This is a genomic window from Pseudomonas sp. NBRC 111119 (assembly GCF_001320125.1).
GTDB classification, from domain to species: domain Bacteria; phylum Pseudomonadota; class Gammaproteobacteria; order Pseudomonadales; family Pseudomonadaceae; genus Aquipseudomonas; species Aquipseudomonas parafulva.
This window is the reverse complement of sequence record NZ_BCAV01000064.1, coordinates 1-12591: the sequence shown is the minus strand read 5'-3', so window position 1 is coordinate 12591 and position 12591 is coordinate 1. Positions and strand designations below refer to the sequence as shown.

Genomic DNA, 12591 nt, shown 5'->3' with positions numbered 1-12591 from the left:
GATGTCCGCTAGCATCGCGCGTTTTACCGGGATCGTCTTGCCATGAAGATCGTCTGTTTCAACATCAACGGCCTGCGCGCACGCCCACACCAGCTTGCCGCACTCATCGAAAAGCATCAGCCGGATGTAATCGGCCTGCAAGAAACCAAAGTCAGCGACGAGCAGTTCCCGCTCGCAGACGTGCAGGCCCTGGGCTATCACGTGCACTACCATGGGCAGAAGGGTCATTACGGCGTGGCGCTGCTGTCGCGCCAGGCGCCACTGAGCCTGCACAAGGGTTTCGCCACCGATGAAGAAGATGCCCAGCGCCGCTTTATCTGGGGTACCTTCGCCGACGCCCAAGGCAACCCGATCACCATCATGAACGGCTACTTCCCGCAGGGTGAAAGCCGCGACCACCCGACCAAGTTCCCAGCCAAGCAGCGCTTCTATGCAGACCTGCAGGCGCTGCTTGAAAGCCAGTTCCAGCAGGACCAGCCGGTGCTGGTGATGGGCGACATGAACATCTCGCCCCAGGACTGCGACATTGGCATCGGCCCGGACAACGCCAAGCGCTGGCTAAAGACCGGCAAGTGCAGCTTCCTGCCAGAAGAGCGCGAGTGGATGGAACGCCTGAAAGGCTGGGGGCTGGTGGACAGCTTCCGCCACCTGCACCCTGAGGTGAACGACCGTTTCAGCTGGTTCGACTACCGCAGCCGTGGGTTTGAGGACGAGCCCAAGCGCGGCTTGCGCATCGACCTGATCATGGCCTCGCAGCAGCTGGTGCCACGGCTGAAGGCGGCGGGTGTGGACTATGACCTGCGCGGGATGGAAAAGCCGTCGGACCATGCGCCGATCTGGCTTGAGCTCAGCTGATCAGCCCGTGCCCTGGCCGGGCGCTGCTACAAGCCCAGGCGCAGGGCCTCTCCTACCCCGGCCCCGCGCCTGTCGTCTGCCTGGCTGACCAACGCAAAGTTGTACGCCCCGTGCGACCAGTAGCGGGCCTCCAGTGGGCCGTCGACCCGTTGCCCGGTCGGCATGCGGCGATAATGCTCGCCGGGTGAACGCAGAAACAGGCTGATGCGTCGGCCGCTGCCGTCCTCGAACACCAGCAGTGCAGCTGGCCCCTGCTCATTGCTGAGCAAACGGGCGCCGACCGGGGTGAAACCATAGCCGCTCAGGTCTGGCAACTGGCCTACCTGGCTGAAGTGCCGCTGCAACCAGCCACTCAGCTGTTCAGCGTCGCGGGCCTGAACGTCCAGCACCTGGCTGCCTGCAAACAACCGGTGGGCCTGAACGGCGTCGGCCATGGGCAAATCTGCGCGGGCGAGCGACACGTCACGCACGTGCCAGCCGCCCAGGCCGCCAACGCCAAGCGCCACCACCACCATTGCAGCAGCGGCCCAGCGCCGCTGCCGGCGTTGCCGCGCCTGGCGCAGCAGGTGCTGCCGGTTTACGCGGGTGCCCGCGTTAGGCTCGGCGTAGCCGGCCAGTGCTGCCCGCAGGCGACGGGCATCGGCGCGCCAACCTTCCACGCGTTCGGCAGCCTGCGGGTTGCTGGCCAGCCAGGCTTGCACTTCGGCCCTGCGCACAGCGTCAAGCCGGTCGTCGACATAAGCGTGCAGTTCGTCTTCGCTGGGAATCAGGCGGGTCATTTCAGTCTCCGCAATGCCGGTGGCTGGGGGGCGCCTTCGGTAAGTTCACGCAAGGCGGTGCGCGCGCGCGACAGGCGCGACATCACGGTTCCAATGGGGATGCCCAGGGCCTGGGCGGCTTCCTTGTAGCTCAACCCTTCAATGCTGACCAGCAGCAACAGCGCGCGCTGCTCGTCTTTGAGCTGGGCGAAGGCCTGCAGGTCGGCCTGGGCCAGGACGATGTCCTCCAGATTGTCACCCACAGGCTCGGCGTCCGGCTCAGCGCGCCCGAACCAGGCCAGCCAGCGCGCATGCAGGCGATCCCGGCGCTTGCCGTCGAGGAACAGCCGATAAAGGATGGTGAACAGCCAGGCGCGCAGGGCTGCGCCGTCGCGTTGTTGCTGGCGACGGCTGAGGGCGCGCTCGACGGTGGCCTGGACCAGGTCGTCGGCGCTGCCGGGGTCGCGCGTCAGCCATACGGCAAAGCGCCGCAGGCGGGCAAGCAGTTCGCGCCACTGATGGTCGTCCAGGTCCTGCATGGCTATGGTCCGGCCCTAAAGGCTGTGAGTGTAGAGAACAGACGCCTGGCGGAAAAAACTATTCCTGATCAGGGAATAAATTTTTGCCATCACCGTCGTACCGGCATCTTCACTGAACCGGATGCCCCCATGAACCCACCTTTGCACGGACCGGCAAAAGCCTTGCGCTTCGCCGCCATTGGCGCCGTGATGCTGGCCGCAGGCGCAGGCTTCGCCTACGCGGCCGGCTGGCTCGGCACACCAGCGCTGACGCCCCAGCGCATCATCGACACCTTCGAAGCACAAGCTGGGCACTATGCTGGCTACCGCAAGAACCACGCCAAGGGCCTTTGCGTGAGCGGCTACTTCGAACCCAGCGGGCAGGCTGCAAGCCTGTCCACCGCCCGCGCGTTCACGCAGCCCCAGGTACCGGTGATCGGCCGCTTCGCCATTGGCGGTGCAAACCCGTTTGCACCCGACACCGCCATCCCCGTGCGCAGCCTGGCGATCCAGCTATCCACCGACGATGGCCAGGTCTGGCGCACCGGCATGAACAACCCGCCAGTGCTCGCAGTGAGCACAGCCGAAGCGTTCTACGAGCAGGTGCTGGCCAACACACCGGACCCTGCAACCGGCAAGCCAGACCCGGCCAAGGTCCAGGCGTTCTTCGCCGCACACCCCGAAAGTGCGCCGTTTCGCCAGTGGGCTGCGGGGTACAAACCTAGCGACAGTTTTGCCAGCACCGCGTACCACAGCATCAATGCCTTTCGCCTGATTGACGCCAAAGGGGGTGAGCACCCGGTGCGCTGGCAGCTCGAACCCCAGAGCCGTTTCGCGGCACTGCCGCCCCAGGTGGATGACAAGCTGTTCCTGCAGCACGACTTGCAGGCACGCCTGGCCAAAGGCCCGTTGCGCTGGACGCTGCGCCTGGTATTGGCAGAGCCCGGTGATGCTGTGGACGACCCTGCCAAACCCTGGCCTGCCGACAGGCCCAGCGTGAATGCTGGCACCCTGGTGCTGCAGGGCGTGGACGCCCCCGAGCAGGGGGCCTGCCGTGACCTCAACTTTGACCCGTTGATTCTGCCGCAAGGCATAAAACCGAGCGCGGACCCGATTCTTGCGGCACGCTCGGCGGCCTATTCGGAGTCGTTCAACCGCCGCAGCCGCGAGTCCCTCAACACCGGAGCCCAGCCATGAAACCCACCGCCTTCCACCCGCTTGCTCGCCTGCTGCACTGGATGATGGCCGTGATGATCCTGGTGATGTTGTTCATCGGTGTCAGCATGGTCGGGGACCTGTCCGTACGCCACCCTGTGCTGGTCAGCCTGCACAAGGCGACAGGCCTTGCGCTGCTGGTGCTGGTGATCGTGCGTATCATCGTGCGGCTGAGCCTGCCGCACCCGCCACTGCCTCGTGACCTGCCGCTGCTGCAGCGCTGGGCAGCCGCGGCATCGCATTGGGTGCTGTACGGGTTGATGCTGGCCATGCCGCTGCTGGGCTGGGCCATGTTGTCCGCCGGGGGCTACCCGCGCCCGCTGGGCCTGCCCGCAATCGCCCCGCATGACCTGCAACTGTATGCGGTGTTGCGCCAGGCCCACGGCTGGGCAGGTTACCTGCTGTTCGCCACGGTGCTGGTGCATGTGGGTGCCGCGCTGATGCACGCATGGGTACGCCGCGATGGCGTGATGCGCAGCATGTGGCCCGGGCCTCTGCGCCGCCGGGGCCCAGGGGGCGCTGCAAAGGGTTCGACAGCCGATAATGGTTCTTACTAATATCGTCGGCCTCTTATCTGCACTGTCTGGACTTCGCCATGATCGCTGCAAAGGATACTGCCTCCCCAGCTGCCGCAAGCACCCTGGACCTCCGCCCACTGCTACTGGCCAACCTGGCCTGCACCATGTCGATGATGGCCTTCGTCGTGCTGGTAGGCCCTCTGGCACGCCAGTTGGGGCTCGCCACCTGGCAGGCGGGCGCCGCGGTGACGGTGGCGGGCGTTGTCTGGGTGCTGCTGGCGCGGCCGTGGGGGCGCGCAGCAGACCGCCTGGGCCGTTGGCGTGTGCTGTTGCTGGGCAGCGCAGGCTTTACCCTGGCGTACTGGGTGTTGTGCCTGTTCGTCGAGGGGGCCTTGCGCTGGTTGCCAGGCCCGACACTGGCGTTCATCGGCCTCATGCTTGCCCGCGGCTGCATCGGGGCGTTCTACGCCGCGATCCCGGTGGGTTGCAACGCACTGATCGCTGACCATATCGAACCCCAACGCCGGGCACGGGCTATGGCATCGCTGGGGGCGGCCAATGCCGTTGGCCTGGTGGTAGGCCCGGCACTCGCGGCGCTGCTGGCCCGTCACAGCCTGAGCCTGCCACTGCACGTCATGTCGGTGCTGCCGGCATTGGCGTTTCTGGTGCTGTTGTTCAACCTCAAGCCCCATGCACCGGCCCAGGGCCACGCGCCCAGCCTGGTCAAGTTGAGCGACCGGCGCCTGCGGCGCCCGCTGCTGGTAGCGTTCAGCGCGATGTTCAGCGTTACCGTGTCACAGATCGTGGTTGGCTTTTTTGCGCTGGATCGCTTGCACCTGGCAGCAGCTGAAGCCGCCCAGGCGGCAGGTATCGCACTGACCACGGTGGGTGTGGCACTGATACTGGCCCAGGTCCTGTTGCGACAGCTGCAATGGCCGCCACTGAAAATGATCCAGGTGGGTGCAACCGTTTCGGCCCTTGGTTTTGCGGCCGGCGCGCTGGCGACCACAGCGCCTTGGCTGTGGGCTTGCTACTTCGTGGCCGCTGCTGGCATGGGCTTTGTATTCCCGGCATTTTCAGCGTTGGCGGCCAATGCCATGCAGGCCTCGGAGCAAGGCGCTACGGCAGGCTCGGTGGGCGCTGCACAGGGCATGGGGGCAGTGCTTGGCCCACTGGCAGGTACGCTGGTGTACGCACTGGACCCACGGCTGCCTTTTGTGATGGTGGCGCTGTTGCTGCTGCTGGTGGGGCTGTGGCCGATGCCTAGGGCCAGGCATGCCTAGATGCACAGCGCGTGCGCCCTCAGAGTGTGTTTTAATGCGCGTCGCTCATTATTCTTGACACCTCTGATTACAAGGCGGCTATGGACACGGGGACACGACTCAAACTGGTGCGTGAACGCAACAACCTCTCCCAGCGTGAGCTGGCGCGCCGCAGCGGGCTGACCAACTCGACCATTTCGCAAATCGAGCAAAATCGTGTGAGCCCCTCGGTCAGCTCGTTGAAGAAGCTGCTGGAAGGCATCCCCATGAGCCTGGCAGAGTTCTTCAGCTTCGATGAACCCGTGCGCGAGGAGCGCTATGTGTTCCGGGCGGGTGAGCAGCCAGACCTGGGGCGCAACGGGCTGCGTATGTTGCTGGTAGGGGCCAGTGTCGAGGGCCGGCAGATGCGCATGCTGCGCGAGCTGTATGCCCCCGGTGCCGATTCGGGCGAACCGATCGTGCATGCCGAAGGCGAAGAGTGTGGCCTGGTTACCCGGGGTACCGTGGAACTGTGGGTCGATGGCCAGGTGAGTGTACTCAGCTCGGGCGATGGTTATTACATTCCCACCACCCTGCCCCACAGTTTCAAGAATATCGGCCCGGACGAGGCCGAGATCATCAGCGCCAATACACCCGCCAACTTCTAAGCACGCCCAGCGGCCCTCGAGCGAGGGCCGCACGCCTCGTCAGGACGCAGCCTGCACATCCTGTGGCTCATGGGCCCTGCTGGCGTAACGTTGCGCCAGCACCGCGCACACCATCAGCTGAATCTGATGGAACAGCATCAACGGCAGGATCATCGCACCAATCCCGCTGCCCACGAACAACACCTGGGCCATGGGCACACCGGTGGCCAGGCTTTTTTTCGAGCCTGCGAACAGGATGGTGATCCGGTCCTCCAAGTTGAAGCCCAGCAGCTTGCCCAACACGTGGGTACCCAGCAACACCACCGCCAGCAAGATGCCGCAGACCGCAAACAGGCCGGCCAGGTGCTGCGGCGACACGGTGTGCCACAGGCCCGTGACCACCGCCTCGCTGAAGGCGGTATACACCACCAGCAGGATCGAACCTTGGTCCACCACCTTCAACCAGCGAGCGTTGCGCTTGACCCACGCGCCAATCCAGCGCCGCGCAATCTGCCCTGCCACGAACGGCACCAATAGCTGCAGGGTGATCTTCAACACCGCATCAAGGCCCGAACCGGTGTCACCACTGGCCCCCAGGAGCAGCATCACCAGCAACGGGGTCAGGAAGATACCCAGCAGGCTTGAAGCGGCCGCGCTGCAGATCGCTGCCGGCACATTGCCGCGGGCCAGGGAGGTGAAGGCAATGGCCGACTGTACCGTCGCCGGCAGTGCGCACAGGTAGAGCACGCCCAGGTACAGTTCATTGCCAACCAGCGGCAGGAACAACGGCTTGAACGCCAGCCCCAACAGCGGGAACAGCACGAACGTGCAGGAAAACACCAGCAAGTGCAGGCGCCAGTGCCCGGCGCCAGCAATGATCGCCTCACGTGACAGCTTGGCGCCGTGCAGGAAAAACAGCAGCCCGATGGCCAGGTTGGTCAGCCAGCCGAAATACACGGCGCCCTCACCGGAACACGGCAGCACGGTGGCAATGAACACCACCCCAAGCAAAGCCAGGGTGAAATTGTCGAAGAGCATACGCAGGTACTTCATCACATTCCCGTCTTGTCATTGTGCAACGCCGAAGGATAGGGGTTTGCGACCTGCCCTGCTAACGCCGGAACCCCTGGCAGTGTCGCGCAACGGACAACCCGGATCGGCGTTTGGATTCGAACGCATTCAAAGCTGTACTGGCCATGAGTAAACCTGGTCACCTGAAGTGCCTGTAGCACGCCTGGTGAGGGCCGGCAGATCCCCTTTGTCAGACAAATCGACAAAAATGTAGTGCCTTAAAATAATCACTACAAAACGGTTGACGCCGTTCATCCGCCTTGTGCATGATTGAGCCGTCTCCCTGATCGGGAGCGGTGGCAAGGGTATTCCAGACGGCCTGCGCGGTAACGCAGGCCGTTCGTGGAGAGGGATCTGTCCAAAAGGCAGCGTGAGAAAGCCCCTGTTGCGATGCTGCGGTAGCAGCCTTGTCAATGCGCTACATCGAGTTGGCGCCAACTGTGAAAATCACCTGAGAATAGGTAATGGGGGCTTTATGATGAACTTGAATGACAACCCAACCATCGATCAATTGGCTGAGCTGTTCGCCCTGCGCAAGGACAGCCTCGATGACCATTTGCTGTGGGTCAGCCAGAGCGGCGAAGTGCGGCTTGACCGCCTGCCACCTAATACCATCGAAGACGAATTCGAAGAACACTTGCCCAGCATGCGTGCCCGCTTCAAGGTGTACCGCCGCGGTCAGGGTTATGTCGGCAAGAAGGCTGCCGCCGACACGGAGTTTGTCGGCCGGGTACTGCAGACCTTGCAGCAAGAATGGCCCGCTGCTCGCCAGCAGCAAGCAGTCAAGGTCATCGAACCGCTGAACTGAGGGCTTGCTACAGAGAGCCCGGCCACAGGTGCCGGGCTTTTTCATGCCCGGCGCTTGCGCGGGGTAGGCACAGGCAACGCGCCAGTGGCCATTGCCCGAGCGCGGTCAACCCCCCACACCAAGGCGCGGGTCATGGTTTCACCAGGGCGCGCCGGGTAATACTCCTCCACCAACGCGCGCCCATCGCGGGCGTACAACCCTATAAACAGCTGTGTTGCCCCAAGACGCGACAGGCGAACCTGAACGTCCAGCGTCGTGCCGTCACTAAGCGCCTCATCGTGACAGCGGCTATGAAGATGGGCATCTGCCCATTGCCAATACGTCTGTTCCCTGACTCGCATGAGCGTCCAATCCTCCGTTACGCAATGACTGCGTCAGAAGAACATAGCCCACCCGAAGACGCGAGCACTACCGGGCAATGCCCTGAGGCGTGTCAATGAATCGCCAGAAAACCCCGCCGTTGGGCGGGGGCGCCGTCGGCCGCTCAGCGCTTCAAGGCTCAGCACCGCCGGGCCAGCTCAGCCGCGGGCGGCCAATAGCCGTTGCCCGATGCGTGCGCCGAACACGTTGACCAGCAGCCCAGCCATCACCAGTAACGCGCCCCACCCCTGCACCGTGGTCAGGCGTTCGCCCAGCAGCAACGCGGAGGAGCTCAGGCCAATTACCGGCACCAGCAGCGAAAACGGTGCTACCTTGCCCGCCGGGTGCCGCGACAGCAGCGTGCTCCATAGGCTGTACCCGATGATAGTGGCGACGAAAGCCAGATAAGCCAGGGCAAATACCGAACTCCAGCCGATGTTGGCCAAGGCATGGCCGATGCGCTGCGGCCCTTCCAGCCACCACGACAGCAACAGAAACGGCAACGGTGGGATCAGCCCGCCCCAGATCACCAGGGCCACCAGGTTCACCGAGCCGAACCGCCGGGTGATGATGTTGCCCAACCCCCACATCGCCCCGCCGCACAGGGTCAGCACCAGCGCCAGCACGGGCACATGGCTGCCATCTTCGCTACCGATCAGCGCCAGGCCGCTGGCGGCCACCAGCAGGCCGAGCACACTGGCCACGCGCAAGCGCTCACCCAGAAACAGCGCAGCAAAACCCAGGGTGAAAAACGCTTGCGACTGCAGAATCAGCGATGCCAGGCCAGGCGGCATGCCGCTGTACATGGCCTGAAACAGGAAGGCAAACTGCCCCAGGGAAATCGTCGCGCCGTAGGCGATGAGCCAGCGCCAGGGCAATTTCGGCCGTTTGATCACCAACACGGCCGGGAAGGCTACCAACAGAAAACGCAACGCCCCCAACAGCATGGGTGGCAGGCCGTCCAGGCCCACCTTGATCACCACGAAGTTGACGCCCCACGCGACGATTACCACCAGCGCGATGAGCAGGTCCTTGAGCGGCATTGTGGGTTTTCCTTATGCGAACGAATTAGACATATTTCGTTACAGCATAACGGTATTCCTATTCCACCGACCACCATGAGGCTGCAACCTGTCGCGCAGAGAACTGCCACAGCCAGTACGCCATGCCCACAGTGGCAGCGGGTTCACCCGCCAAGCGCTGCCCCTCAAGCCACAGCAAACAACCCATTGGCAATCTGCGCCTGGGCGGCGTCAATTGCCTGGGTACGCTGCTCAGGCCCATACGCCAGCCCATGGGCGCGCACGATTTGCAAGTCAGTGATACCAATGAAGCCCAGCAGCACCTTCAAGAACTCTTCATGGCCAACGGCAGTCGGCTGCTCGGCGTGCAAGCCGCCTGCCGTGGATACCAACACTACCTTCTTGTCGCCACACAGGCCCTGCGGGCCGGCCTCGGTGTAGCGGAATGTCTTGCCGGCAACCGCGATGCGGTCGATCCAGGCTTTCAATTGGGTAGGTACGCTGAAGTTGTACATAGGCGCACCAATCACCACCGCATCGGCAGCCAGGAATTCTTCCAGGGTTTCGGCGCTGAGCTTGGCTTCGAACGCCTGAGCGGCGTCCCGCATATCTTCGGCGGTGCCGGCCGCCATCAGCGTAGCTGCAGAAAAATGGGCGATGGCGTCTGCTGCCAGGTCGCGGTACACCACCTCGACGCTCGGGTCAGCGGCTTGCCAGGCCTGGACCACTTCGCGGCTGAGCTGACGGGAGGCAGAGTTGTCGCCGAGGATGCTGGAATCGATGTGCAACAGTTTCATGGGACGCTCCTTGGAATGAGAACCGCGATGTAGCGCGGCCAGGATGGGAGAATCCTACGTGGAACAACAAACGCTGTTAAGGCGGTGAAATTGTGCCAGTTCGTTCCATGGGTGGGACAATGCCAGCGGATTGACCGTGAAAAACCCTGCTTGCGCGCCTAGGTTTCAAGCAGCGCAAATCGCTCCCCGAGCATATCCAGCAGGGCACGCACCGCTGGCAGCAATGCCTTGCGCGAGGTGAACACCGCATGAATCAAACCGCTCTGCGGGCGATAGTGCGGCGATAGCTCCACCAGCCGGCCCGCTGCCAGGTCGCCCCGCACCATGATCTCCGGCAGTTGCACTGCACCCACGCCGATCAGCGCAGCATGATGCAGCGCGCTCAGGTCCGAAGTCACCAGCCTGGGTACGTGCTGCACCCTCAAGGCATTGCGCAGTTCGTCGAACAATACCCACTCATGGGTCGGCCTGGCAGGCCAGAGCGCCATGGTCGGCAGTTTCGCCAACGCCTGCAGCGGGTCGCCGTGATCGTACCTCGCAGCCAGGCCAGGGCTCGCGACCAGGCGCTGGCAACTGTCCCCCAGGCGCTTCACTACCAGGCCATCATCGGCCAACGGCGGAAAACGAACCCGCAACGCAATGTCGACCCCGTCGCTCAACGGGTCCACCACACGGTTGGTGCTTTCAAGGTGCACGAGCACCTTGGGGTACAAGGCAATGAAGTCGGCAATCATGGCGTTGGCGCCGAGGGCCCCCAGCCCCGGTGGGCAGGTAATCCTGATGATGCCCTGGGGCTCGCGCTTGGCCGACAGCACCCTGGCCTCCGCCGCCTCGGCCTCTTCGACCATGGCCTGGCAATGGCGGTAGTAGTCCATACCGATCTCGGTCACGGCAAAACGCCGTGTGGAGCGGTGGATCAGTTGCACGCCGAGGCGTTCTTCCAGCGCCAACACCCTGCGGCTGAGCCTGGACTTGGGCACGTCGATTTTCCTGGAGGCCGCCGCAAAGCCGCCGTGCTCCACTACCTTGACGAAGATGAACAGGTCGTTGAGGTCAATCACTGGTAACTCGGGTTCCGCGCGTGAAGGCCTGACTATACCTCAGTGCCGGCACACTGCCCGCATTGCAAGTTTTGCTGAACTTGCAATTGCGCATGGCACGCAACTTTGAAGTTGATCATCACGTCAGGTTTCAGTGTCGGACAGCGCGAGTTGAAAGAGCTGGAAGCGACCCAGGAAAGTTGCGACAGAGCGCCAGACACAAATGCTATTGATATTGGCTTGCATTTACACTTACGTGTTTGTACGCTCTGCCACCTTCAGGACACCCCGCGATAAGGATCTCGCATGTTTCCCTTCACGCAATCCGCCGAGCAACTTCTATTGGCGCGTTGGGCAGAAGCCCTCACGACACCGCACTTTTCCGCCAGGTCCGTCACCCTCTCAGACTTGTACTCAGCACTCGAGCCGGCCCAGACGCGGAGTTTCCAGCGCCTGGTCCAGGCCTTGTTGAGAGAGGGTCTGGTCGCCGCCACAGATACCGTATTCGCAGCCCAGCCCTTTATTGAAGTGCCACGCGCCAACGCAACACTCCGCTTCGATTACTTACGGCCGGGGCGCATGAACAGTTGGGATGTTCGCGGCCACATTAATTATCAAGTAGACGGCCAGGCCAGTTACCGCATCGCCTGGCCTTCCGAACTGCTCACCGCATTGAGCGGCACTTTTGAACAGGCCCCCGAAGACGCCATCATTGCCAGGCTGGCCGCCGAACTTGACGACAGCCTGATCAATGACACGTTGTGCCTGGCTTACCACAACCGATGGTCGCATGACCTCTCCCGTAGCATGGCGAGTTGCGGTTTGCTTCAGGGCCTGAGGCGCATGGAGGCGCCTGCCAACCCGTGCATTCTGCTCGAGCAATGGGGCACACTGGGCCACCCATGGCACCCCAACTACAAGACCAAACTTGGCCTGACCACGCAGCAGGTCGTGCAGTATTCACCGGAGTTCTGCGCAAACGTTGGCGTACGTCTGTATGCGCTGCATCGCCAGTATGCCCACATCGAGCGGTTGCCCGACACCGATGACTACTGGCAGTGGTGGCAGCAGCGCTTCCCACAGGCAGCCAGCCAGTTGCAGGACCACTTGCTGGACAACGGCCTTAACGCCGCCGACTACGTTCCGCTGCCAGTGCACCCCTGGCAGGCTGAACGATCGCTGTACCAGGCATTTGCCGGGGAGATATCGGACCGGCTGCTCGTGCCGACCGACATCACTGCCTTCAACGCCGCGCCCACCATGTCATTCCGCACCGTGCTGCCCGAAGCAAGCCTCACGGCGCCGATGGTGAAGCTGCCGGTGTCGCTGCGCTTGACCAGCGTACAGCGCACTGTTTCGCCCCGGTCGGCGCGCATGGGGCCGAGGGTAAGCCAGCTGCTGCTGCAGATGCTTGAGCGTGAACCCGCCATTGCCACCCTGCTGGACATCGTGCCCGAGCGTATTGGCGTGCATTACACGCCCGTACCTCGCAACGATGATCGCGCGCGCCACCTGGGTGTCCTGTACCGGGACAACCCTGCCAGCCGTCTGGCTGAAGGGGAAATCGCCATCCCGGTGGGCAGCCTCTTCGCCACCGACGAAGCAGGCAGGCCACTGCTGCGTCAGTGGGTGCTGCTGACCACAGGGTGTGACGACAGTACCGGCATGCTGGACTTCTTCCAACGCTACATCGGCATCGCCGTGCCGGCGCTGCTGGGCATGTACCTCAAGTTGAAGTGCG

14 protein-coding genes are annotated in these 12591 nt (G+C 63.3%); 7 read left to right on the top strand and 7 right to left on the bottom strand.

Annotation, left to right across the window (positions count from 1 at the left end):
* Nucleotides 1-42 precede the first annotated feature (42 nt).
* Nucleotides 43-855 (top strand): exodeoxyribonuclease III, encoded by an 813-nt coding sequence (gene xthA / locus APH25_RS21620; RefSeq protein WP_028634204.1) that lies wholly within the window; start codon nt 43-45, stop codon nt 853-855.
* A 26-nt stretch (nt 856-881) separates the two neighbouring features.
* Here xthA and APH25_RS21615 read toward each other — a convergent pair whose 3' ends face one another.
* Together APH25_RS21615 and APH25_RS21610 are read right to left on the bottom strand one after the other, a co-directional pair.
* Nucleotides 882-1634, bottom strand: a complete 753-nt coding sequence (locus tag APH25_RS21615) for an anti-sigma factor (protein WP_060483321.1) — start codon at nt 1632-1634, stop codon at nt 882-884.
* Nucleotides 1631-2152, bottom strand: coding sequence for a sigma-70 family RNA polymerase sigma factor (locus tag APH25_RS21610; RefSeq protein ID WP_060483320.1), 522 nt, complete (start codon nt 2150-2152; stop codon nt 1631-1633). The genes APH25_RS21615 and APH25_RS21610 overlap by 4 nt, the downstream gene beginning before the upstream one ends.
* A 129-nt stretch (nt 2153-2281) precedes the next feature.
* On the opposite strand from APH25_RS21610, the gene APH25_RS21605 reads away from it, so the two are divergent.
* The 4 genes from APH25_RS21605 to APH25_RS21590 all read left to right on the top strand — a co-directional run bounded on the left by APH25_RS21605 (nt 2282) and on the right by APH25_RS21590 (nt 5773).
* Nucleotides 2282-3328, top strand: coding sequence for a catalase family peroxidase (locus tag APH25_RS21605; RefSeq protein ID WP_060483319.1), 1047 nt, complete (start codon nt 2282-2284; stop codon nt 3326-3328).
* A complete protein-coding gene (locus APH25_RS21600) occupies nt 3325-3903 on the top strand; it encodes a cytochrome b (RefSeq protein WP_060483318.1) in 579 nt (192 codons plus the stop codon). Before APH25_RS21605 ends, APH25_RS21600 begins: the two co-directional genes overlap by 4 nt.
* Before the next feature lie 38 nt (nt 3904-3941).
* A complete protein-coding gene (locus tag APH25_RS21595) occupies nt 3942-5147 on the top strand; it encodes an MFS transporter (RefSeq protein ID WP_060483317.1) in 1206 nt (401 codons plus the stop codon).
* 80 nt (nt 5148-5227) lie between these two features.
* On the top strand, nt 5228-5773 hold the full coding sequence (locus APH25_RS21590; protein ID WP_028634209.1) for a cupin domain-containing protein: 546 nt from the start codon (nt 5228-5230) through the stop codon (nt 5771-5773).
* A 39-nt stretch (nt 5774-5812) separates the two neighbouring features.
* Here the strand turns inward: APH25_RS21590 and APH25_RS21585 are convergent, their stop codons facing one another.
* Nucleotides 5813-6805, bottom strand: a complete 993-nt coding sequence (locus tag APH25_RS21585; protein WP_028634210.1) for a bile acid:sodium symporter family protein — start codon at nt 6803-6805, stop codon at nt 5813-5815.
* A 493-nt stretch (nt 6806-7298) separates the two neighbouring features.
* On the opposite strand from APH25_RS21585, the gene APH25_RS21580 reads away from it, so the two are divergent.
* Nucleotides 7299-7631, top strand: a complete 333-nt coding sequence (locus APH25_RS21580) for a hypothetical protein (protein ID WP_028634211.1) — start codon at nt 7299-7301, stop codon at nt 7629-7631.
* Nucleotides 7632-7672: 41 nt separating this feature from the next.
* Here the strand turns inward: APH25_RS21580 and APH25_RS21575 are convergent, their stop codons facing one another.
* The 4 genes from APH25_RS21575 to APH25_RS21560 all read right to left on the bottom strand — a co-directional run bounded on the left by APH25_RS21575 (nt 7673) and on the right by APH25_RS21560 (nt 10871).
* Entirely contained in the window at nt 7673-7972 is a 300-nt protein-coding gene (locus tag APH25_RS21575; RefSeq protein WP_060483316.1) for a hypothetical protein, read from the bottom strand.
* Between the two features lie 177 nt (nt 7973-8149).
* Entirely contained in the window at nt 8150-9034 is an 885-nt protein-coding gene (locus APH25_RS21570; protein WP_060483315.1) for an EamA family transporter, read from the bottom strand.
* A 164-nt stretch (nt 9035-9198) separates the two neighbouring features.
* A complete protein-coding gene (locus APH25_RS21565; protein ID WP_060483314.1) occupies nt 9199-9810 on the bottom strand; it encodes an FMN-dependent NADH-azoreductase in 612 nt (203 codons plus the stop codon).
* 158 nt (nt 9811-9968) lie between these two features.
* Complete coding sequence (locus tag APH25_RS21560) at nt 9969-10871, bottom strand: LysR substrate-binding domain-containing protein (protein WP_060483313.1); 903 nt, start codon at nt 10869-10871, stop codon at nt 9969-9971.
* Between the two features lie 558 nt (nt 10872-11429).
* On the opposite strand from APH25_RS21560, the gene APH25_RS21555 reads away from it, so the two are divergent.
* Nucleotides 11430-12591 (top strand): IucA/IucC family siderophore biosynthesis protein (locus APH25_RS21555; RefSeq protein WP_256217602.1); only part of this gene is annotated, 1162 nt, incomplete at its 3' end.

What these genes read in the sequence shown, in the direction of transcription:
- APH25_RS21570 (WP_060483315.1), bottom strand. Translation starts at nt 9,034, where the DNA reads ATGCCGCTCAAGGACCTGCTCATCGCGCTGGTGGTAATCGTCGCGTGG.
- APH25_RS21575 (WP_060483316.1), bottom strand. Translation starts at nt 7,972, where the DNA reads ATGCGAGTCAGGGAACAGACGTATTGGCAATGGGCAGATGCCCATCTT.
- APH25_RS21585 (WP_028634210.1), bottom strand. Translation starts at nt 6,805, where the DNA reads ATGAAGTACCTGCGTATGCTCTTCGACAATTTCACCCTGGCTTTGCTT.
- xthA (WP_028634204.1), top strand. Translation starts at nt 43, where the DNA reads ATGAAGATCGTCTGTTTCAACATCAACGGCCTGCGCGCACGCCCACAC.
- APH25_RS21600 (WP_060483318.1), top strand. Translation starts at nt 3,325, where the DNA reads ATGAAACCCACCGCCTTCCACCCGCTTGCTCGCCTGCTGCACTGGATG.
- APH25_RS21610 (WP_060483320.1), bottom strand. Translation starts at nt 2,152, where the DNA reads ATGCAGGACCTGGACGACCATCAGTGGCGCGAACTGCTTGCCCGCCTG.
- APH25_RS21580 (WP_028634211.1), top strand. Translation starts at nt 7,299, where the DNA reads ATGATGAACTTGAATGACAACCCAACCATCGATCAATTGGCTGAGCTG.
- APH25_RS21595 (WP_060483317.1), top strand. Translation starts at nt 3,942, where the DNA reads ATGATCGCTGCAAAGGATACTGCCTCCCCAGCTGCCGCAAGCACCCTG.
- APH25_RS21615 (WP_060483321.1), bottom strand. Translation starts at nt 1,634, where the DNA reads ATGACCCGCCTGATTCCCAGCGAAGACGAACTGCACGCTTATGTCGAC.
- APH25_RS21605 (WP_060483319.1), top strand. Translation starts at nt 2,282, where the DNA reads ATGAACCCACCTTTGCACGGACCGGCAAAAGCCTTGCGCTTCGCCGCC.
- APH25_RS21590 (WP_028634209.1), top strand. Translation starts at nt 5,228, where the DNA reads ATGGACACGGGGACACGACTCAAACTGGTGCGTGAACGCAACAACCTC.
- APH25_RS21565 (WP_060483314.1), bottom strand. Translation starts at nt 9,810, where the DNA reads ATGAAACTGTTGCACATCGATTCCAGCATCCTCGGCGACAACTCTGCC.